The 21159-nt window shown below is 72.5% G+C and carries 17 protein-coding genes; 11 read left to right on the forward strand and 6 right to left on the reverse strand.

The annotated features are described in order from the left end of the window. Window positions 1–117 precede the first annotated feature (117 nt). Together lysX and AB0M76_RS35735 are read left to right on the forward strand one after the other, a co-directional pair. Window positions 118–3423, forward strand: coding sequence for a bifunctional lysylphosphatidylglycerol synthetase/lysine--tRNA ligase LysX (lysX, locus tag AB0M76_RS35730; protein WP_365956912.1), 3306 nt, complete (start codon window positions 118–120; stop codon window positions 3421–3423). A 103-nt stretch (window positions 3424–3526) separates the two neighbouring features. Next, the gene (locus AB0M76_RS35735; protein WP_365956913.1) at window positions 3527–4435 is read left to right on the forward strand and encodes a polysaccharide deacetylase family protein; all 909 of its coding nucleotides are present in this window, start codon (window positions 3527–3529) and stop codon (window positions 4433–4435) included. Between the two features lie 66 nt (window positions 4436–4501). Here the strand turns inward: AB0M76_RS35735 and AB0M76_RS35740 are convergent, their stop codons facing one another. Next, a complete protein-coding gene (locus AB0M76_RS35740) occupies window positions 4502–5200 on the reverse strand; it encodes a class F sortase (protein WP_365956914.1) in 699 nt (232 codons plus the stop codon). Window positions 5201–5552: 352 nt separating this feature from the next. Between AB0M76_RS35740 and AB0M76_RS35745 the strand changes: the two genes are divergently transcribed. Then, the gene (locus AB0M76_RS35745; RefSeq protein ID WP_365956915.1) at window positions 5553–6095 is read left to right on the forward strand and encodes a hypothetical protein; all 543 of its coding nucleotides are present in this window, start codon (window positions 5553–5555) and stop codon (window positions 6093–6095) included. A gap of 99 nt (window positions 6096–6194) precedes the next feature. Here the strand turns inward: AB0M76_RS35745 and AB0M76_RS35750 are convergent, their stop codons facing one another. The 3 genes from AB0M76_RS35750 to AB0M76_RS35760 form a co-directional block, all read right to left on the reverse strand. Then, window positions 6195–6785: a hypothetical protein gene (locus AB0M76_RS35750; protein WP_365956916.1), complete on the reverse strand. Its 591-nt coding sequence runs from the start codon at window positions 6783–6785 to the stop codon at window positions 6195–6197. 290 nt (window positions 6786–7075) lie between these two features. Next, the gene (locus AB0M76_RS35755; RefSeq protein WP_365956917.1) at window positions 7076–7846 is read right to left on the reverse strand and encodes a hypothetical protein; all 771 of its coding nucleotides are present in this window, start codon (window positions 7844–7846) and stop codon (window positions 7076–7078) included. 60 nt (window positions 7847–7906) lie between these two features. Next, the gene (locus tag AB0M76_RS35760; RefSeq protein ID WP_365956918.1) at window positions 7907–8611 is read right to left on the reverse strand and encodes a hypothetical protein; all 705 of its coding nucleotides are present in this window, start codon (window positions 8609–8611) and stop codon (window positions 7907–7909) included. A gap of 314 nt (window positions 8612–8925) precedes the next feature. On the opposite strand from AB0M76_RS35760, the gene AB0M76_RS35765 reads away from it, so the two are divergent. Next, window positions 8926–9756: an SAM-dependent methyltransferase gene (locus AB0M76_RS35765; protein ID WP_365956953.1), complete on the forward strand. Its 831-nt coding sequence runs from the start codon at window positions 8926–8928 to the stop codon at window positions 9754–9756. A gap of 125 nt (window positions 9757–9881) precedes the next feature. Next, complete coding sequence (locus AB0M76_RS35770) at window positions 9882–12047, forward strand: EAL domain-containing protein (RefSeq protein ID WP_365956954.1); 2166 nt, start codon at window positions 9882–9884, stop codon at window positions 12045–12047. 30 nt (window positions 12048–12077) lie between these two features. Here AB0M76_RS35770 and AB0M76_RS35775 read toward each other — a convergent pair whose 3' ends face one another. After that, complete coding sequence (locus AB0M76_RS35775) at window positions 12078–13148, reverse strand: FAD-dependent monooxygenase (RefSeq protein ID WP_365956919.1); 1071 nt, start codon at window positions 13146–13148, stop codon at window positions 12078–12080. A 117-nt stretch (window positions 13149–13265) separates the two neighbouring features. On the opposite strand from AB0M76_RS35775, the gene AB0M76_RS35780 reads away from it, so the two are divergent. Further along, complete coding sequence (locus AB0M76_RS35780) at window positions 13266–13916, forward strand: TetR family transcriptional regulator (protein WP_365956920.1); 651 nt, start codon at window positions 13266–13268, stop codon at window positions 13914–13916. Window positions 13917–13954: 38 nt separating this feature from the next. On the opposite strand, the gene AB0M76_RS35785 is transcribed toward AB0M76_RS35780, so the two are convergent. Next, window positions 13955–14833: a LysR substrate-binding domain-containing protein gene (locus AB0M76_RS35785; RefSeq protein ID WP_365956921.1), complete on the reverse strand. Its 879-nt coding sequence runs from the start codon at window positions 14831–14833 to the stop codon at window positions 13955–13957. A 94-nt stretch (window positions 14834–14927) separates the two neighbouring features. Between AB0M76_RS35785 and AB0M76_RS35790 the strand changes: the two genes are divergently transcribed. The 5 genes from AB0M76_RS35790 (at window position 14928) to AB0M76_RS35810 (ending at window position 21142) form a co-directional block, all read left to right on the forward strand. Then, entirely contained in the window at window positions 14928–15632 is a 705-nt protein-coding gene (locus AB0M76_RS35790) for a succinate dehydrogenase (RefSeq protein WP_365956922.1), read from the forward strand. Between the two features lie 2 nt (window positions 15633–15634). Further along, window positions 15635–17599, forward strand: a complete 1965-nt coding sequence (locus AB0M76_RS35795; RefSeq protein ID WP_365956923.1) for a fumarate reductase/succinate dehydrogenase flavoprotein subunit — start codon at window positions 15635–15637, stop codon at window positions 17597–17599. Beyond that, window positions 17596–18342: a succinate dehydrogenase/fumarate reductase iron-sulfur subunit gene (locus AB0M76_RS35800; RefSeq protein ID WP_266635353.1), complete on the forward strand. Its 747-nt coding sequence runs from the start codon at window positions 17596–17598 to the stop codon at window positions 18340–18342. The genes AB0M76_RS35795 and AB0M76_RS35800 overlap by 4 nt, the downstream gene beginning before the upstream one ends. 234 nt (window positions 18343–18576) lie before the next feature. Further along, window positions 18577–20322: a stealth conserved region 3 domain-containing protein gene (locus AB0M76_RS35805; protein WP_365956924.1), complete on the forward strand. Its 1746-nt coding sequence runs from the start codon at window positions 18577–18579 to the stop codon at window positions 20320–20322. Between the two features lie 166 nt (window positions 20323–20488). After that, window positions 20489–21142, forward strand: a complete 654-nt coding sequence (locus tag AB0M76_RS35810) for a hypothetical protein (protein ID WP_365956925.1) — start codon at window positions 20489–20491, stop codon at window positions 21140–21142. The last annotated feature ends 17 nt before the right edge of the window (window positions 21143–21159 follow it).

Here is a 21159-nt window from a genome sequence, read left to right on the forward strand (position 1 = left end):
CCTCCTCCGCCTTGCAATCCACGGCACCAGCCGACCCGGCCCATCCGACCCTGATCCGCCGGACACCCCCTGCCCCTCGCCGCGCGGAGCGGCGTCGGCCTCCCTACAGTGCGAACCATGAGTGCCACCGTGGAGGAGACCCGGGGCACCCGGAACCGCTTCCTGAACCGGGTGCCCGACGCATTCGCCGCGTTCTTCGGAGCGCTCGGACTGCTGTGCGCCGTACTGGCGCTCTCCCCGACGCTGCGGCACCTCCTGCGGCACATCGTGCGGTTCCTCGACGAGATCGTGGTGCCCGTCAGCGCCAACCTGGCCTATGCCGTCTTCCTCTTCCTGCTCGCCGCCGCCCTCGGCACCCGCAAGAAGGTCGCATGGTGGATCGTCGTCACCTATCTGGCCCTGCTCGTCCTGGTCGACCTCCTGATCATCGCCGACGAGTACTACTGGATCGGCGGCCCCTCGATGGCCATCGCCGTCGCCGCCCTCGGGGTCCTGGTCGCCGCCCGCAAGGAGTTCTACGCCGCCTCCCGGCCCGGCGCCTTCTGGCGGGCCCTGCTCGTCCTGGGCCTCGGCCTGCTCGTCGCCGTGCTCGTCGGCTGGGGCCTGGTCGCCCTGTTCCCCGGCACCCTGCCCAAGGGGCAGTGGCTGGACTGGGCCGCCCGGCAGGTCTTCGGCGGCCTCGTCTCGCCCCGCCAGTTCGACGGCCACCCGCCCCGCCCGCTGTACTTCTTCCTCGGCCTGTTCGGCGCCCTCGCCCTGCTGAACGCCGCCACGACCCTCTTCCGCTCCCAGCGGCTGACGGCCGCCCTGCACGGGGACGAGGAGCCCCGCATCCGGGCCCTGCTCGGCGCGTACGGCCGCGGCGACTCCCTCGGCTACTTCGCCACCCGCCGCGACAAGGCCGTCGTGTTCGCCCCCAACGGCCGGGCCGGCGTCACCTACCGCGTCGAGGCCGGCGTCTGCCTCGCCAGCGGCGACCCGGTCGGCGACCCCGCCGCCTGGAGCCCCGCCGTGGACGCCTGGCTCACCGTCGCCCGCCGGCACGGCTGGCAGCCCGCCGTCATGGGCGCCTCCGAGGAGGGCGCGACCGCGTACGCCCGCTCCGGGCTCAGCGCCCTCCAGCTCGGCGACGAGGCGATCCTGCACGTCGCCCGCTTCGACCTCGACGGCCGCGACATGCGCGTCACCCGTCAGGCCGTCAACCGCGTCAAGCGCACCGGGGCCGCCACCGTCATCCGCCGCCACTCCGCCCTCAGCGACGAGGAGATGCAGCGGATCATCGAACGCGCCGACACCTGGCGCGACACCGAGACCGAGCGCGGGTTCTCCATGGCCCTGGACCGGCTCGGCGACCCCGCCGACGGGGACTGCCTGCTCGTCGAGGCCTTCGACGCCCAGGGCGACCTGATCGCCCTGCTGTCCTTCGTCCCCTGGGGCAAGGACGGCATCTCCCTCGACCTGATGCGCCGCGACCGCACCGCCCCCAACGGCGTCATGGAGTTCATGGTCGCCGAGCTGTGCGCTGCCGCGCCCGGCCTCGGCGTGCGCCGGATCTCCCTCAACTTCGCCGTCTTCCGCTCCGCCTTCGAGGAGGGCGGCCGGATCGGCGCCGGCCCCGTCCTCAAGCTGTGGCGCAAACTGCTGCTGTTCTTCTCCCGCTGGTGGCAGCTGGAGGCCCTGTACCGCTCGAACGTCAAGTACGGGCCCGAGTGGTACCCGCGGTTCCTCTGCTACCAGGACGCCGGCTCGCTCGCCCGGGTCAGCCTCGCCTCCGGCATCGCCGAGGGCTTCGTCTCCGTACCCAGCCTGCGCAAACTGTGGGGCAACGCGCACGCCAGGGGGCTCACCGCGCCCGCCAGCACCGAGGGGCTGCCCCCGCTCGACTCCCTCGGCCTGGACCTCGTGGGGCAGGAGGCCGCAGGCGCGGCGCGCGCCGAGCGGCTGCCCGATCAGGTCCGGGTCCGTCACGACAAGATGGAGCGGATCCGGGCGGCCGGCACCGACCCGTACCCCGTCGGCATCCGGCAGCGCACCCACACCGTGGCCGAGCTGAGGGCCGCCCACCCCGGCCGCCCGCCCGGCACCCGGTCCGGGGAGCAGGCCACGCTCGCCGGCCGCGTGATGCTCGTGCGCGACCTCGGCGGCGTGGTCTTCGCCGTCCTGCGCGACTGGTCCGGGGACATGCAGCTGATGTTCACCCGCGAAGAGAGCGGCGCCGGCGTACTGGACTCCTTCACCTCCCAGGTCGACTTCGGAGACCACGTGGTGGCGAGCGGCGCGATCGGCGCCAGCCGCAGCGGCGAGCCGTCCCTCGTGGTCTCCTCCTGGCAGCTCACCGGGAAGTGCCTGCGCCCGCTCCCGGACAAGCGCAAGGGTCTCGCCGACCCCGAGGCCCGAGTCCGGCGCCGCTACCTCGACCTGGTCGCGAGCCCCGAGGCGCGGGACGTCGTACGGGCCCGCTCCGCGGCCGTCCAGGCACTGCGCCAGGGGCTGCTGGACCGCGGCTACCTCGAGGTCGAGACCCCGATGCTCCAGCAGATCCACGGCGGGGCCAACGCCCGGCCCTTCCGGACCCACATCAACGCCTACGACCTCGACCTGTACCTGCGCATCGCACCCGAGCTGTACCTGAAGCGGCTGTGCGTCGGAGGCCTGGAGAAGGTCTTCGAGATGGGCCGCACCTTCCGCAACGAGGGCGTCTCCTACAAGCACAACCCCGAGTTCACGATGCTGGAGGCCTACCAGGCCTTCGCCGACTACGACGTGATGCTCGACCTCACGCGCGAGCTGATCCAGGGCGCCGCGACCGCCGCCTTCGGCTCGCCGATCGCCCACAAGGCCGGCCCGGACGGACAGCTCGTCGTCCACGACATCTCCGGGATCTGGCCGGTCAAGACGATGTACGGGGCCATCGGCGAGGCGCTCGGCGAGGAGGTCGACGCCGACACCGCGGAACCCGTGCTGCGCCGGCTCTGCGACCGCGCCGGCGTACCGCACGCGCCCGAGGACACCCGCGGCGACGTGGTGCTGGAGATGTACGAGCGGCTGGTGGAGGAGAAGACGAAGCTGCCGACCTTCTACAAGGACTTCCCCACCGACGTCTCCCCGCTGACCCGGCAGCACCGCAAGGACCCGCGCCTCGCCGAGCGCTGGGACCTGGTGGCGTTCGGGACCGAACTGGGCACCGCGTACTCGGAACTGACCGACCCGGTGGAGCAGCGGCGCCGGCTCACCGCCCAGTCGCTGCTCGCGGCGGGCGGCGACCCGGAGGCGATGGAACTCGACAACGACTTCCTGGACGCCCTGGAGTACGCCATGCCGCCGACCGGCGGTCTGGGCATCGGCGTCGACCGGCTGGTCATGTTCCTCACGGGCCTGACGATCCGCGAGACGCTGCCGTTCCCCCTGGTGCGGCGCGGCTGATCGGGTGAGGGGAAGCCTGCGCGTTCGCGCCTCTCGACATCTGCGGGGATGTCGTTGATACGTAGTAATAATGAAAAATGACGAGCCGACAGTAGGGCGACGCATGCTCCTGCGTACCGCCGTCTTCCTCGGAGTCGCCGCCGCCTCCGGACTCCTCACCGGCGGCGAGACCGGAGCACCCGGACAGAACACGGCGGGCGGCGCACCCGGCGCGGGCCTCGGCGCCGGCCCCGCCGGCCCCGCCGGCGGCCCGGCGGTCGGACAGCCGGGACCCGGCGGAGCCGCCGGACCGGGCGGAGTCCGCGCCCTGCGGCCCCAGGCGCCCGGGCAGGCCGCGTACCGGCTGAGCCCCATGACCTCCGAGACCCCGCTGCGCCCGCCCGCCGCGAAGCCCGCCGTACGGACCCGGCCCATCCTGGAGCTGCCCCCCGACGCGAGCACGGCGAGCGCCATGGTGCTCACCTTCGACGACGGGCCCGACCCCCGCTACACCCCCGCCATCCTGGACACCCTCGCCCGGTACGGCGTCCGCGCCATGTTCTTCGTCTGCGGGGAGATGGCCACCGACAACCGGGACCTGCTGCGCCGGATGGCCGCCGAGGGCCACCTCATCGGCAACCACACCTGGACCCATCCGCTCATCCCCACGCTCACCCGGCCCGACCTCGCCTCCGAGATCGCCCGCACGAGCGAGGTCGTACAACAGGCGGTGGGGGAGGCGCCGCTGTGGTTCCGGGCGCCCTACGGGGCGTGGAACCGGGCCGCGTTCGAGATCGGGGCCGAGCTGGGCATGGAACCGCTCGCCTGGACCGTGGACACCCTGGACTGGAAGGAGCCGGGCACCACCACGATCGTCTCGCGCGTCCTCAAGGGCGCGGCGCCCGGCGTGATCGTGCTGAACCACGACGCGGGCGGCGACCGCTCGCAGAGCGTCTCGGCGGTGAGCACCTACCTGCCCCAACTCCTCGCCCGGGGCTACCGGATGACGCTGCCCGCGCTGCCGCCCCGCTGAGGAGTCCTCTCCCTCGGCGGGGCGGGCGGTGCCCCGGGCCGTCCGGCGGGGCGGTGAGCCGATCGTTCAGCGCGTCTCCACCATCCGGGCGAAGACGACCACGTTGCCGTCGTAGCCCCGGGCCTTGGAGTAGCCGCCGCCGCAGGTGATCACCCGGAGCTCCGCGTGCCCGGTGTCCCCGTACACCCGGGCTCCGGGGAAGGTCTCCTTCGAGAACACCTCCACCCCGTACACCTCGAACACCGCCGTGCGTCCGTCGTACCGCTCCACCTCGATGTGGTTGCCCTTGCGCAGCGAACCCAGGCCGTAGAAGACCGCCGGGCCGTGTGCGTTGTCGACGTGGCCCACGATCACCGCCGAGCCGCGCTGCCCCGGCGAGATGCCATTGAGGTACCAGCCGGCCAGATTCGGGTCCTGTGGCGGCGGGGCTTCGATCCAGCCCTGCGGGTCCAGCCCCACCGTCATCACCGGCGCGTCGACCCTGATGTTGGGGATCTTGATGCGCTGGACCGACGAGTGATCCAGCGGCGCCACCTCCACCGGTGGCGCGGGCTGGTGCTGCATGGGCTGCTCGCCCTGCCCCGGCGGATTCGCCGGGAGTTGCTCGGCAGGCACCCCGACCGCTGCGGCGGCGGTCGGCTGCGGAGGCCCGTCGGCGACCTCCGCCCCGTTGCGCATCATGGCGAGGCCGCTGAGCATGACCAGTGCGAGCACGCCCCAGGGGGATCGTCTTCTCGGTGGCTGCTCGCCCTCGTCCTCGGTCATGGCTCTCCCTTCCCGACGCGGGGGTCCCGACCCGCGTTCTTGTCCCACCCCTGTACGCCGTTCTCCACGCACGCTAAGGCTGCGTACGCAAGACGGCGATCGGTGAAGGGCGAACGGGTGGCGGGGCCGGAAGGGGTGCGCCCATCCAGGTATTCATCACATAAATGCCTGACGGGTCGTGACCTGCGGATCCGTCAGCCGGGCCGCGCGAGCCTCGGCGTGTCGCTCAACCTTGCGGCCCAAAGCCGGAAATGCGCTGGTTGCGAGCCGCCCCGAGGGTTCGTCGTGGGAGGCGTTCTCGTCGATCTTCCCGGGCGACCGCTCCGGGGCGCTTCCCGCTGGAGGTTCCACCATGCGTGTTCTCCGCGCCTTCACCGTGGCCGCGGCGGCCTTCGTCGCCGTCGGGCTCAGTACCCCGTTCGCCGCCGCGAACCCGTCGGACCCGTTGGGCGGACCTCCGTCGGGTCAGGGCGGCAACGGGGGCAACAGCGGCAACGGGCCGAGCAATGTCACCGTCAACCCTTACTCCGTGCACCAGGGCTCGACGATGCAGGTCAGCGCGGCCGGCTGCCGCCACGGCGGCACCGTCTGGTCGGCCGGCAACTTTCCCCAGACGAACCTCTCGGCCGGCTCCATCGGGTTCGCCACCGTCCGGATCTTCAACCACGCCTCGCCCGGCAACCACACGCTGTCGGTCAAGTGCCACGACAACAGCCTGGTCGCCACACACCGGTTCACGATCCTCCGCGGCAATGGCGCACAGGGCGGTATCGGCGGCTCGTTCGGCCCGTCCACCGCCGAGACCGCCATCGGGGCGAGCCTCGTCGGCGCTTCGGCGCTCGGCGCGGGCGTCCACGTGATGCGCCGGCGCCGTCCCGTCCGCGGGCGGGCCTGACGGCGCCGCCTCCCCGGTCGCGGCCCGGGAACCGCCGGTCGCCCCGAATCCTCGGCCAGGACTCGGGGCGACCGGCGGTCGCGAGTCCGCCGGGGATGCTCAGTGGCCGCGTGCGGAACGGCGGCGGCGGAGCACGTACGCCGTACCGCCGGCGGCCGCGAGGAAGAGCCCGGCGCCCGCGCCGAGCTCCCGGGGATCCATCCCGGCCACACTGCCGCCCAGGCCGCCGCGGACACCGAGGGAGGCGCCGCCGGTGGCGGTGGAGGTGACGCTCGTATTGGCCCTCGCGGTGGCCGTCGACGTGGAACTGGTGGTGGGACGGGTGGTGCCGCCGGTGATGGTGAGGTCGGCCGAACCGGTCTCCCCATTGCAGGTGAAGGAGACGGAGTACACGGCTCCGCGCCGGGCGTCGCGGTCGACGGTCACCCGCGCGGTCTGGCCGCGCGCGATGCTCACGGTGTCGAAGACCCCGGAGGAGGCGGTGGCGTAGGCGGCGTTGCAGCCGGTGACGGAGAGCACCGTCCGGCCGCCGGGGGCAACCGTCGACGGGGTGATGGCGAAGCCGAACGAGGTGATGGGCTGGGCCTCGGCCGCGGTCGCGGAGGGCGCGCCGAGGACGCCGAGCGCGAGTACGGCGCCCGTGGCGCCGGCGCTCAGCAGGGCTGTGGCGTTGGTACGTATCGCACCCATGGTTGTTCTCCGGATCCCCGAGGAGCAGCCGCGGAACGGTTTCCGCACGTGGGGGGTCGTGCGCCTCGATGCCCGCCACGCTAGGCGCGGCCGCGGTGACCCGCGATCAGGAACGGGCGAATGGGGCACGGGCATGGGCCGAACCGGGGAAGGGAGGCCCATCCCCGGTTTTGCGGGGCGGCTGCGGGGGCACGGCGGGGCCCCGGCGCCGCCGGCACCCCTGGCACCGCCGGCAACCCTGGCACCGTCGGCGTCCCCGGTACCGCTGGCACCCCGGCACCCTCGGCGCCTCAGTCGCCGAGCCCCAGATGCGGGAACTGTGCGAGGAACGGCTCGGCGGTCGCCGCGATGCCCCGCCCGAACGGTGCGTCGAAGTCCCAGATCAGGAACAGCAGGAAGGCGATCAGCGCGCTGAACAGGCCCGCCAGCAGCAGCTCCCGGAACGAGCGGCGGATCTGCAGGGTGAAGACCAGGCCCACCGTCACCAGCGCGCCGGCGATCAGCCCGAACCACACCACCCCCGGCATCGTCGCCCCCGCGCTCTGTCCGCGGGCGCTGCGCGCGTCGTCCACCAGCGCGACCTGGTCCACCAGCGGCTGGTACGCCTGCCCCTCGTGGTCGGTCTGCGGCTCGTAGTCCGTGACGTCCCGGCGGATGCGGTCCAGCAGCTCCCCGCTGCGGTCGGTGAGATTGCCGCTGTCGGCCATCTCCTTCCACTCCGTGTCCACCACGTACGTCACGTACGCGTCGACGTCGGACCTGATCTTCTTCCGCACCTCGGCCGGGTAGACCTCGGAGCGGACGCTGATCTCGTGCAGGGCCTGGGCCTCCTGGCGAACGTACTCCTGGGCGGCCCCGCGGCCCTCCCAGACGCCGGCGATCGCCAGGCCCAGCACGATCGCGTAGATCACCCCGATCATCATCGTCATGTACTCGATGACGTCCGGCGTTTCGTCGGGATCGTCGTCGTCGCCGATCCGCCGGTGGTTGAAGAAGGCGATGGACAGCACCACGGCGCAGGCCGCGGCCATCGCGAGGGACAGGACGAGCCATTCCGACAAGATGACTCCCAAATCGGTCACGAGGGGGTGTGCGGGGTGTGCGGGCCGGGTCCTGGCGGCCTAGCGCGGGCGCAGTGCGACGATCGCGAGCACCGCGGGAGCCGCGGTCATCAAGGTGAAGGTCACCGGTGAGATGTGGTGCTCGGGCCGTTTGGCGGCCGCCGTGCGGTAGGCCGGCCTGGCCACCGGCTTCTTCGGGGGCGGGGCCGGGGGCGTCACCGCGGGGGCCGGCGCCTTCACCTCGAGCGGCGGCGGTACCGGCTTCGGCGGGGCCGGCGCGGGCGGCTTCGGCTTCGCCTGCGGAGCGGGCGGGGGCGGCGGAATGGGCTTCGGGGCGGGCGGGGGCGGCGGCGGGGGCGGCGGAGTCGGCTTCGGGGGCGGCTTCGGCGCCGGGGGTGGCGGCGGGGTCGGCTTCGGGGTGGGAGTCGGCTTCGGCGGGCAGGGCGGGGGAGGCGGGGGCGGGCAGTGGTGTCCCGGGTGCCCCCCGTGGCCGCCGGGTCCGTGGGGGCCTCCGTGGCCGTTGCCGTGTCCGCTGCGGTGGCCGCCGCCCTGCCCGCCGGGAGGCCCGTCGCCGTGATGTCCGCCACCCCGGCCGCTCGCGGCCGCACCGCTTCCGGCGGCCGCGACCAGCCGGACGGCGGCCGCGCCGTCCCCGGCGTCGATCGTCGCGTAGGCGCAGCTATCAGCCACGGCCGGCGTGGCGGACAACGCCGCCCACAGCACGACCGGGACCACCAGTAGGCGTCTGGTACAGGCTCTGTTCACCCGGGGAGCATGGGCTCACGTGCGCTCGCGCACGCGAGGCTCGGCCGTGGTTCGCCTGAACGGGTGGAGCGAAGACCGTAGAGGTTTGAGCCACGGAATGAAGCAGTCCGGTCATGCACCTGCGTATTCCCATAAGCGACTTGTCGGTTTCGGTCATTCGCTGCGGGAGGGGCCTTGGAGGCCTTTGGTGTGTGATGAAGAACGGATCACCAATTTCCGCTTTTGCTCGCTCCGTTGGGCAATGATCAGTACATTCGGCTCGGACAGGCGTCCGATCCCGGACGATCGCGCAGGACTACGGCTTGGAGACCCCGATGGAGCGCCCCGCCTGGGCCCCGCCAGGTATCGACATATCGGTGCCGAGCGTGTCCCGCATCTACGACTACTACCTGGGCGGCTCCCACAACTTCGAGGTCGACCGCCAGGCCGCCCGCCGCGCCATGGAGTTCCTGCCGGGCCTGCCCAAGATCATGCAGGCCAACCGCGCCTTCATGCGCCGCGCCGTCCGCTACGCCGTGGCCCAGGGCGTCACCCAGTTCCTCGACATCGGCTCCGGCATCCCGACGTTCGGCAACGTCCACGAGATCGCCCAGGCCGCCAGCCCCGAGGCCCGCGTGGTCTACGTGGACCACGACCCGGTGGCCGTCGCACACAGCCGCGCCGTCCTGGCCGGCGACGACCGCACCGGCATCGTCGCCGCCGACCTGCGCAAGCCGCGGGACGTCCTCGCCGCCCCCGAGGTCTCGCAGCTGCTGGACCTCGACCGCCCCGTCGCCCTGCTGCTCGTCGCCGTCCTGCACTTCCTGGAGGACGCGGACGACCCGTACGCCGCCGTCGCCGAACTGCGCGAGGCGCTGGCCCCCGGCAGCCTCCTGGTGCTCACGCACGCCTCCTACGAGGGCATCCCGATCTCCCAGGAGGTCGCGGGCGGGATGGTCGGCGTCTACCGGGACATCCGCAACCCGCTCGTGATGCGCAGCGGCGAGCAGATCACCCGCTTCTTCGACGGGTTCGAGCTGGTCGATCCCGGTGTCGTGTCGATGCCGCTGTGGCAGCCCGAGGGCACCGAGGACCCGGAGGACAGCGAGGCGCCCGAGGACCCGTACGCGTTCTCGGGCTTCGGCGGAGTGGGACGCAAGGCGTGAGATCCCCGGCCGCGGTGCCTTCCGGCACACCGACCCCGAAGAACGCAGAACCCGCGCAGGCAGCAGAGCCCGCGCAGGGAGCAGAGCCTCCGTCCGCACGCACAGGCCCGCCGGCTCCGGCGGGCCTGTCGGCGGGTCCCGCCGCGCTGCGGAGCGGGCTGGAGGACCGGATCGGGCGCTTCGCGACCATCTGGGGACGGGCGATCTTCCCCGTCACCGCGACCTCGCTGACCCGCGTCGAGTTCGAACAGCACCTCATCCCGCTCGCCCGGACCCTCGCCGAGGCCCTGCACGCCCGGCCCTTCGACGCGGGCGTCGCCCAGCGGGTCGGGGCCGAACTCGTCGCCGTGCACTGCACCGACCCGGACGCGCTGGCCGGCACGCTCGGCGTGGTCGAGTCGTACCTCGTGCTCTACTGCGGACCCGACGGCGTGGGCGTGGAGGGCACCGAGGAGTACCGGTCGCGCTGCGCCCGGCTCCAGCACGGGATCGCGGCGGGATTCGCCCGCGCCCTGCGCGAGCGGACCCTCAAGGAGCAGGAAGCCATCGCCCGCTCCGCGCTGACCGCCCGCATCGACGCCCAGCAGGCCCTGCACGCGAGCGAGGAGCGCTTCAAGGCGGTCTTCGAGGGCGCGGCCATCGGCATCGGCATCGCCGACCTCCAGGGCAACGTCCTCGAGGTCAACGACGCGCTGCTGCAGATGTTCGGAGGGATGGGCGGGCACGTCCGTGGCCGCAACGTCAGCGAGTGGGGCCACCCCGACGACGCACCGCACGTCTGGCGGATGTACGGGGAACTCGTGCGCGGCGAGCGCGAGAGCTACCGCGTCGAGAAGCCGTACTACCGCCACGACGGGACGGTGCTGTGGACCAACCTGACGGTGTCGCTGCTGCGTGACGCCGAGGGGGTGCCGCAGTACCAGCTGGCGCTGATGGAGGACACCACCGAGCGCCGGCTGCTGAACCTGCGGCTCCGCTACGAGGCCACGCATGACGCCCTGACCGGGCTGCCGAACCGGACGCTGTTCTTCGAACGCCTGGAGAAGGCCCTGAGCGGGGCCGGCGGCAGCCGCTTCGGCCTGTGCTACCTGGACCTCGACGGGTTCAAGGCGGTCAACGACAGCCTCGGGCACTCGGCGGGCGACCGGCTCCTGGTGGAGGTCGCCGACCGGCTGCAGAGCTGCGCGACGGGCCCCGGCGAGGTCGTCGCGCGACTCGGCGGCGACGAGTTCGTGGCGCTGACCACCGGCTCGGACACCGAGGAGAAGGTGACCGAACTCGCCGTCCGGATCCTGTCCGCCCTGTCCGTGCCCATCCGGATCGAGGGCCGCGAGCTGTCGGTCCGCGGCAGCATCGGCATCGTGGAGGGCCTGGCCCGGGAGCGCACCGCGGCGGAGGTGCTGCGCAGCGCCGACATCACCATGTACCGGGCCAAGGCGGCCGGCGGCAACCGCTTCGAGTTCGCCGACGCCGAGGCCGATGCCCGTGCCATCACGCGGCACGGCCTGACCAACGCCCTCCCGGCGGCACTGGAACGCGGCGAGTTCTTCATCGAGTACCAGCCGCTGGTCCACATGCACGACGGCAGCATCCACGGCGCCGAGGCGCTGGTGCGCTGGTCGCACCCGCAGTACGGGGTGCTCGGGCCGGACCGCTTCATCCCGCTCGCCGAACGGACCGGGCTGATCGTGCCGCTCGGCCGTTGGGTCCTGGAGGAGGCCGTCCGCCAGGCCCGCAACTGGCAGCGCCAGCATGGCGGCTCCGCCCTGCGGATCAACGTCAACCTCTCGCCGACCCAGCTGCACCACCCCGGCCTGGTCGCCGACACCGTCGCGGTGCTGGAGAACTCGGGCCTCGCCCCGGGCGCCCTGTGCCTGGAGGTCACCGAATCGGCCCTGATCGGCGCCGACGACGAACTCCTCGAACCCCTGCGCCGGCTCGCCGCCCTCGGCGTGGACATCGCGCTCGACGATTTCGGCACGGGCTACTCGAACCTGGCGAACCTGCGCCGCCTCCCGGTCAGCGTCCTGAAGCTGGACCGCTCCTTCACCAAAGGGATGCAGCAGCAGCCCGCCAACCCGGTCGACGTCAAGATCGTGGAAGGCATCGTCGCGCTGGCCCACAGCCTCGAACTCGCCGTCACGGTCGAGGGCGTGGAGACCGGCGCTCAGGCCGCCCAGCTGCGCGACCTCGGCTGCGACACCGCCCAGGGCTGGTACTACGCCCGCCCCGGCTCCCCGGACCGCATCCACACTCTCTCGCTGTCGGACGCCGTGCCCACGCCTTCCTGAAGCCCGCCCGACATCGGCCCGGAGGCCCGGTCAGTCCAGGCCGGCCTCCGTCCCCACGCCGGGGGTCCGGACGGCAGCCATGACCCGCTCGTACCGCCGTGCCGTGTCGGCGAGGACCTCGGCGGCCACCGGCAGCCGCTCCGCCTCGTACGCGTCGAGCACCTCCTCGCCGGCCTGCCCGGCCAGGGCTGCGGCCAGCGTCCGGCCGAGGGCGGCCGCGTCCTGGATGCCGGTGTTCATGCCCAGCCCGCCGGCTATGGGGTGGACGTGCGCGGCGTCCCCGGCGAGGAACACCCGGCCCTCCCGTATCCGGGTGGCCATGCGGACGTTGACCCGCCATGCGGAGAGCCAGGTGGCATCCGAAAGCCGGATCCCCGGCATCCGGGCATGCCGGTCGAAGAGCCGCTGGAAACTCTCCGGCGTGGGCGGCAGCAGTCCGCCGTGCTCGTCCTGCTCGGGTGAGGCCTGCAGCTGGAAGGTGTCCGTCCCCGGCATCGGGCAGAGCAGTATCCCGCCGCCTTCCGAGGTGAACCACTGGTGCCAGAACTCCCGGCTGAGCCCGGGGGCCCGGACGTCCCCGATGACCATCGCGGGCTCGTCCTCGCCACTGCCCTCGAAGGGAATGCCGAGGAGCTTGCGGGTGGTGCTGTGCCCGCCGTCGCATCCGGCGAGGTAGCGGGCCCCGATCACGGTGCCGTCCGCCAGCTCCGCGCGGACCCCGGCCGCGTCCTGCGTGATCCCGGCGAGCCGGGACCCGTACTCGACCTGCACGCCCAGGCCGGCGAGCCGGTCGCGCAGCGCCTCCTCGATCTGCCACTGCCCTATCAGCAGGCCGCTGCCGGGCATGGGGGTGTCGTTGATGTGCGCTCCGTCGAAGTACTTGCGCAGGACCACCTCACTGCTGCCGATGGCCGTCAGGGGCTCGGCCACGCCCACCCCTTCGAGAACCTCGAGGCTGCTCGGCCAGAGTCCCTTGCCGCGGGACTCGCGGTGCGGTGCGCTGCGTCCCTCTGCGACGCGGACGGCGGCTCCGCTCAGGGCGAGCTCGCACGCCAGGGTCAGTCCCGTGGGGCCGGAGCCCACGATCAGTACGTCGGTCATCGGATGTCCTCTCCTCGTCGATGTGCTCGTCGATGTCTCAAGGAAAGCGGCTCCCGACAGAAAATGCAACCCGGTTAAGAAAATTACTCGGTCACTAATTTGTGCTAAGCTGTGCGCATGGAGAACACGACGGGTCTGCGCGAGAACAAGAAGCTCCGTACACGTCGCCAGCTGGCGGCCACGGCGCTGGAACTCTTCCTGGAGCGGGGCTTCGACGCCGTGTCGGTGGCGGATGTCGCCGCCGCGGCCGAGGTCTCCAAGCCCACCCTCTTCCGGTACTTCCCGAGCAAGGAGGACCTGGTGCTCGACCGGTTCGCCGACCATCAGGACGAGGCGGCCCGCATCGTGCGCGACCGCCCTGCCGGCCAGACGCCGGTGGGCGCGGTGCGTGCGCACTTCCTCGCTGCCCTCGCCGAACGGGACCCGATCACCGGGCTGTGCGACCACCCCGGGGTGCTCGCCTTCCAGCGGCTGCTCTACTCCACCGCCAGCCTGGAGAGCCGGATGGCCCACTACACCGACCTCGAGGTGGAGCTGCTCGCCACCGTGCTCGAGGCGGAGTCGGCCCCGCCGCTCACCGCCCGGCTGGCGGCGATGCACCTGGTGGCGGTCCGCCACGAGCTGGGCCGGGAGAACTATCGCCGCATGGATGCCGGTCAGAGCGCCGACGAGGCGCACCCGGCCGCCGTGGCCGACGCGGACCAGGCCTTCGCGATGCTGGCCGATGGGCTCGACAGGGCTCTCCCCATAGCCCCGGCACAACCCTGACGCAGGGCCTGACGCGGCCCCCGACGGGCGCGGCGGACTCAGCCCAGCAGGATGCGCTTCAGCTCGCGGGCCGCGCGTGGGGGAGCAACGTCCGTACGGTGGGCCAAGGCGATCGTGCGGCGCAGCGGGGAGCCCGCCAGAGGCGTGGCGCGCAGCCCCGGGCCGGCGTGGTCGACGACCATCGCCGGAACGACCGCGACGCCGAGCCCCGCGCGAACGAAGCCCAGGATCGCGTCCATCTCCCCGCCCTCCACCGTGAACACCGGCTCGAAGCCCTCCGCCCGGCAGGCGGCCACCGTCAGGTCCCGCAGGTCGTAGCCGTGGCGGAACATCACCATCGGCTCGTCGCGCAGCGCGGACACCGTGAGCGGGCCGCCGCCCGCCGGAGGCGGCAGCTCCGCCGAGGAGACCACCACCAGGTCCTCCGTCAGCAGCTCCACGGTGGTCAGTGCCGGGGCGGAAGGCGGCAGCGGCAGCGCGATCAGCGCCAAGTCCAGGGCCCCGCGGGCGAGTTCCCGTACGAGGTCCAGCGAACCACTCTCCTCGATCAGCAGCTCGATCCCCGGATGGGCGGTGTGGAAGGCCCGCAGCACATGCGGCAGAAGGCCTGTGCACACGCTCGGTGTGGCCCCCAGCCGGACCCGCCCGCGCCGCAGCTGCGCCAGTTCCTGCACCTCGAGCCGAGCGGTGTCCGCATCCGCCAGGATCCGCCGGGCCAGCGGCAGCAGCGTCTCGCCCGCGTCGGTGAGCGCGATGTTCCCCCGCGCCCGGCTGAACAGCTCCGCCCCCAGCTCCCGTTCGAGCGCCTTGATCTGCTGCGAGAGCGACGGCTGGGCGACATGCACCCGCTCCGCGGCCCGGGTGAAGTGCCGGGTCTCGGCGACGGCCACGAAGTACAGGAGCTGCTGGAACTGCATTGCCCCAGCATACGCGGTACATAGAGAGCCCCTATCGAGATCAGCGTCATCATGTCTTGGACCTCTCGGGACTTTGGTCCCTACCGTCTGTGACATGGCTCTGGCAACGCGGACGGGCCGACGACCGTCCACCACGCGAACGCTCTGGGACTCCACCGTCGGCAAGAAGTCCGTGATGGCGGTCTCCGGGCTGATCATGCTCGGATATCTGGTCGTCCACATGATCGGCAACCTCAAGATCTTCTTCGGCCCGGGGGATTTCAACGGGTACGCGCACTGGCTCCGCCACATGGGCGAGCCCTTCCTGCACAGCCACTGGGGCCTGTGGGCGGCCCGCGTCGTCCTGCTCGCCGCCGTCGTCGCGCACGCCGTGTCCGCGTACCAGCTCAGCCGCCGGGACATCAAGGCCCGCCCGGTCAAGTACGCCCACAAGCGCCGCCGCGCGAGCTACGCCACCCGCACCATGCGCTGGGGCGGCGTCATCCTCGCCCTGTTCATCGTCTGGCACCTGCTCGACCTCACCACGCTCACCGTCAACGAGCGCGCGTGGGCCGGCCACCCCTACGAGAACGTCCTCGCCACGTTCTCCACCTGGTACGGGAACACGATCTACATCGTGGCGATGGCCGCCCTCGCGGCGCACGTCCGGCACGGCTTCTGGAGCGCCGCCCAGACCCTCGGCGCGGGCAACGCCCGGCGCGACCGCGCCCTGAAGATCCTCGCCAACGCCCTGGCCCTCGTCCTCTTCGCGGGCTTCGTCTCCGTCCCCGTCGCCGTCATGACCGGAGTGGTGAGCTGACCATGCCCGAGTACCCGAACACCGGCTACACCGACTACGCCACCGGCGAGCCGATCGCCGACACCAAGGCCCCCCGAGGCCCCATCGCCGAACGCTGGGACCGCCGCCGCTTCGAGGCCAAGCTCGTCAACCCGGCCAACCGCCGCAAGCACACCGTGATCGTCGTCGGCACCGGCCTGGCCGGCGGGGCGGCCGGCGCCACCCTCGCAGAACAGGGTTACCACGTCGTCCAGTTCTGCTTCTCCGACTCCCCGCGCCGGGCCCACTCCATCGCCGCCCAGGGCGGCATCAACGCCGCAAAGAACTACCGCAACGACGGCGACTCGGTGCACCGCCTCTTCTACGACACCGTCAAGGGCGGCGACTTCCGCGCCCGCGAGTCCAACGTCCACCGTCTCGCCCAGATCTCCGTCGAGATCATCGACCAGTGCGTGGCCCAGGGCGTCCCCTTCGCCCGCGAGTACGGCGGCCTCCTCGACACCCGTTCCTTCGGCGGCGTCCAGGTCTCCCGCACCTTCTACGCCCGCGGCCAGACAGGCCAGCAGCTCCTCCTCGGCGCCTACCAGGCACTGTCCCGGCAGATCGCCGCCGGAAACGTCGAGATGCACGCCCGCACCGAGATGCTCGACCTGATCACCGTCGACGGAGTGGCCCGCGGCATCGTCGCCCGCGACCTGGTCACCGGCAGCATCGACACGTACTACGCGGACGCGGTCGTCCTGGCCAGCGGCGGCTACGGCAACGTCTTCTACCTCTCCACCAACGCCATGAACTCCAACGCGACCGCGGTCTGGCGGGCGCACCGGCGCGGCGCGTACTTCGCCAATCCCTGCTTCACCCAGATCCACCCCACCTGCATCCCGCGCACCGGCGACCACCAGTCCAAGCTCACCCTGATGAGCGAGTCCCTGCGCAACGACGGCCGCATATGGGTCCCCAAGGCCCAGGGCGACACCCGCCCCGCCGCCGAGATCCCCGAGGCGGAGCGCGACTACTACCTGGAGCGGATCTACCCCTCCTTCGGCAACCTCGTGCCCCGCGACATCGCCTCCCGGGCCGCCAAGAACGTCTGCGACGAGGGCCGCGGGGTCGGCCCCGGTGGGCAGGGCGTCTACCTCGACTTCGCCGACGCCATCCGCCGCATGGGCCGGGACAAGGTCGCCGAGCAGTACGGCAACCTCTTCGAGATGTACGAGCGGATCACCGCGGAGGACCCGTACGAGGTCCCCATGCGGATCTACCCCGCCGTGCACTACACGATGGGCGGCCTGTGGGTCGACTACGACCTCCAGACCACGGTCCCCGGCCTGTTCGCGATCGGCGAGGCCAACTTCTCCGACCACGGGGCCAACCGCCTCGGCGCCTCCGCCCTGATGCAGGGCCTCGGCGACGGCTACTTCGTGCTCCCCTCCACCATCAACGACTACCTGGCCCGCCACCCGCACCGTGAAGCCGTCGACGACAGCCACCCCGAGGCCGCGGCCGCGATCCGCGAGACCCGCGACTGCCTCGCCAAGCTGCTCGCCGTCGACGGGGACCGCACCCCCGACTCCTTCCACCGCGAGATCGGCGAGCTCATGTGGGAGTACTGCGGCATGTCCCGCACCGAGGAGGGCCTGCGCAAGGCACTGGACCGGATCCCGCACATCCGCGAGGAGTTCTGGAAGCGGATCAAGGTCCCCGGCAGCGGCGAAGAGTTCAACCAGTCCCTCGAGAAGGCGAACCGCATCGTCGACTACCTGGAGCTCGCCGAGCTGATGTGCCTCGACGCCCTCCACCGCGCCGAATCCTGCGGCGGACACTTCCGCGAGGAGTCCCAGACCCCGGACGGCGAGGCCGCCCGCCGTGACGAGGAGTTCGGCTACGCCGCCGCCTGGCAGTACCAGGGCACCGGCGCGGCCCCCGTCCTGCACAAGGAAGACCTCGTCTTCGAGTACGTACACCCCACCCAGCGGAGCTACGCATGAGGCTCAACCTGCGCGTCTGGCGCCAGCAGAACCCCGACACCCCCGGCGCCATGGTCACGTACGAGGTCGACGGGATCTCCCGCGACATGTCGTTCCTGGAGATGCTCGACACCCTCAACGAGGACCTCATCCTGCGCGGCGAGGACCCGGTCGCCTTCGACCACGACTGCCGCGAGGGCATCTGCGGTGCGTGCAGCCTCGTGATCAACGGCGACGCCCACGGCCCCGAGCGCACCACCACCTGCCAGCTCCACATGCGCTCCTTCGCCGACGGCGACACCATCGACGTCGAGCCCTGGCGGGCCTCCGCCTTCCCGGTGGTCAAGGACCTCGTCGTGGACCGCAGCGCCTTCGACCGGATCATCCAGGCCGGCGGCTACGTCACCGCCCCGACCGGATCGGCCCCCGAGGCACACGCCACCGCCGTGCCCAAGGCCGACGCCGACTTCGCCTTCGAGCACGCCGAGTGCATCGGCTGCGGGGCCTGCGTGGCGGCCTGCCCCAACGGCTCCGCGATGCTCTTCACCTCCGCCAAGGTCAACCACCTGAACGTGCTGCCGCAGGGCTCGCCGGAGCGGGAGACCCGCGTACTGGACATGGTGGCCCAGATGGACGGCGAGGGCTTCGGCGGCTGCACCCTCACCGGGGAGTGCGCCACGGCCTGCCCCAAGGGCATCCCGCTGCCGTCCATCGCCGCCATGAACCGCGAGTGGCTGCGGGCGGTCCGCAAGCACGGAGCCTGAGGGTCCGCAAACACGGAGCGTGAGGCCTTTAGGACCGGAGCCGCCGAATCTGAGAAGTGCCTGTGAGATGCGGACAAAGGGACTCCAGACACTTGCGTGAAAAATGAACGACGGGAAAGGTGGAGGTGAACGAGGCATCCGCCCCTGCCTGCCGGACGGCACCGCACCCCCTCACACCGGGTGCCGCCCGCATCCTCGGGTGCCGCACACCGGCGCCGTCTCGCGAGGTCGTATATGCAGGGCCTTTCCCGTCTTCCCCTCCCCGTCGGCCTGCGCCGGATCGTACGGACGCTGCGCCGGCCCGGCGGCGTACCGAAACAGCCGGACGTCACCCAGCGGGAGCGCACCGGGAGCGGGAGCCAGGCGCCGCCCCCGGGCGGCCGGACCCGTGAGGACGAGCTGCTGGAGAAGGTGCCGGGTCTGGTCCGGCACCGCGGCCGGCTCGCCCGGGTCCGCGACGACCTGCTGCCCGCCGGCGCCCGGGACGCCGGCCTGAACGCGGTCGCCGAGGCACTCGAAGCGGCCGCCGTCCCGTACGGACTGGTCCCCGACGGCGGGCTCCGGCACCGGGTGGCCATCGCCCCGGACGACCGCGCCGCCGCCCTGAAGGCATGCGCCGGCGCCTTCGCCGGGCTCCCCGTGTACGCCCTGCTCCTCGGCGACGGCGACGGCGGTGAAGCGGGGGAGGTCCTCGCCGAAGCACTGCCGGAAGCCGTCGCGGCCCGGGAGTCCGGGCCCGCCGACCCGCCGCACCCGAAGATCAAGGGCGTCCGCCTCTTCCAGCCGGTCGTCACCTCCGGCCGGACCCTGGCCTACGGCCCCGACACCGGCTGCGACCTGGAGTTCTGGGAAGCCGCCGATTCCGGCAGCGGCGCGATCGCCGGCCTGCGCGAGACCCCGTACGGCTGGTGGGTGCCCACCCTCGAAGCCACCTCCACCCTCCGTGTCGGCGAACGCGACCACCCCGTCGTCGACGCCTTCGCAGGCCGCTTCCCCGACGACATCGACTTCCCCGTCGACGCCGTGATCACCTGGGTCGACGCGGCCGACCCCGCCTGGCGCCGCCGCCGGGACCACGCCGCCGCAGCCGAGGCCGGCACCGGTGTCCACACCCTCGTCGACCACGCCGAGAACCGCTACCGCGACCGCGGGGAGCTCCGCTACTGCCTGCGCTCCATCGCCGCCCACGCGCCCTGGATCCGCCGCGTCTTCGTCGTCACCGACGACCAGACCCCGTCCTGGCTCGCCACCGACCACCCCCAGGTGACCGTCGTCGACCACCGCGAGCTGTTCGCCGACCCCGCCGGCCTCCCGGTGTTCAACTCCCACGCCATCGAGAGCCAGCTCCACCGCATCCCCGGCCTCGCCGAGCACTTCCTCTACTTCAACGACGACATCTTCCTCGGCCGCCCGCAGCGCCCGCAGAACTACTTCCTCTCCTCCGGACTGCCCAAGGTCTTCCACGACCGGCGGGCCGTGGCCCCCGACGCCCCGAGCGATGACGACGACGTCTTCACCGCCTCCCAGAAGGCCACCCGGCACGCCGTGGAACAGGCCGTCGGCCGCACCTACCCGCACATCCTGGCCCACACCCCGTACCCGCTCAGCCGCTCCCTCTTCGCCCACGTCGAGGAACGGCTGCCCGGACGGCTCACCACCACCAGCCGCTCCGTCTTCCGCAGCGCCGACGACCTCGCGCCCGTCACCCTCGCCTCCCACCTCGCCCTCGCCGACGCCCGCGCGGTCGAGGGCGAACTGCTCCACGCGTACGTCAGCACCGGCCGGACCGACGAGATCGACCGGCTGCCCGGCCTCGCCGCCGACCGCTGGGCCGACGCGCTCTGCCTCGCCGACGACGACGCCGGACCCGGCCTGTCGCCCCGGGAGCAGCAGCGCGCGGTCACCGCGTTCCTGGAGGCGTACTTCCCGGTGCCCTCCCCGTACGAGAAGCCTCGGCCGACGGCTGCCCCGACCCGCTGACCCGACCGGCTGCCCCGACCCGCTGACCCGACCGGCTGACCGGCTGACCGGCTGACCGGGTCCGCTGACCCGATCGGCGGATCCGATCGGCCGACCGGGCGCTCGTGGCGGCCGTACGACGCGCCGCGCTCCGCCGGCGTCCGGCACGTGGGGGACAGTGGGCCCCATGCCACAAGCCCCCGCCGGGTCCGGACCGCGCCGCCGCACCCTCCTGGCGGCCGCCGCCCTCGCCCCGCTCGCGATGGCCGGCTGCTCCGGGGAGGACCCGTCCGGCACCTCGGGCCACGGCCCGAAACCCGCGCCGAAGGACGCCCTGGTCATGGTGATCCGGCATGCGGAGAAGCCGTACGCCGGGGACCTGGGCGAGGACGAGGACGGCAACGAGGACCCCGGATCCCTCGCCGGCCGCGGCCGGCGCCGCGCCGAGGAACTGCACCGCCTCTTCCCGCCCGCAGGCGGTTCCACGCTGCCCCGTCCCGCGGTCGTCTTCGCGGCCGGAGGCAAGGCCGGAGCCCCCGCCCGCTGCCGCCAGACGGTCGAGCCGCTTACCTCGGCCCTGCGTACCCCGCTGCGCGGTGAGTTCGCCGTCGGCGCCGAACCGGCGCTGGCCCGCGCCGCGCTGGCCGCGCGTATGCCCGTACTCGTCTGCTGGGAGCACACCGGCATCCCCCGCCTGATCCACTCCCTCGGTGCCCACCAGGTCCTCGGCATCCCCGCAGCCTGGCCCGACCGCTACGACCTGGTCTGGCTGTTCACCCGCCAGCAGGGACGGTGGAGCTTCCGCGAACTCCCGCAGCACCTGCTGCCGGGGGACGCGTAGCCCGTCGGGCGCCAACC

Origin of the sequence: Streptomyces sp. NPDC051364 (genome assembly GCF_040682115.1) — a bacterium.
Lineage (GTDB): Bacteria > Actinomycetota > Actinomycetes > Streptomycetales > Streptomycetaceae > Streptomyces.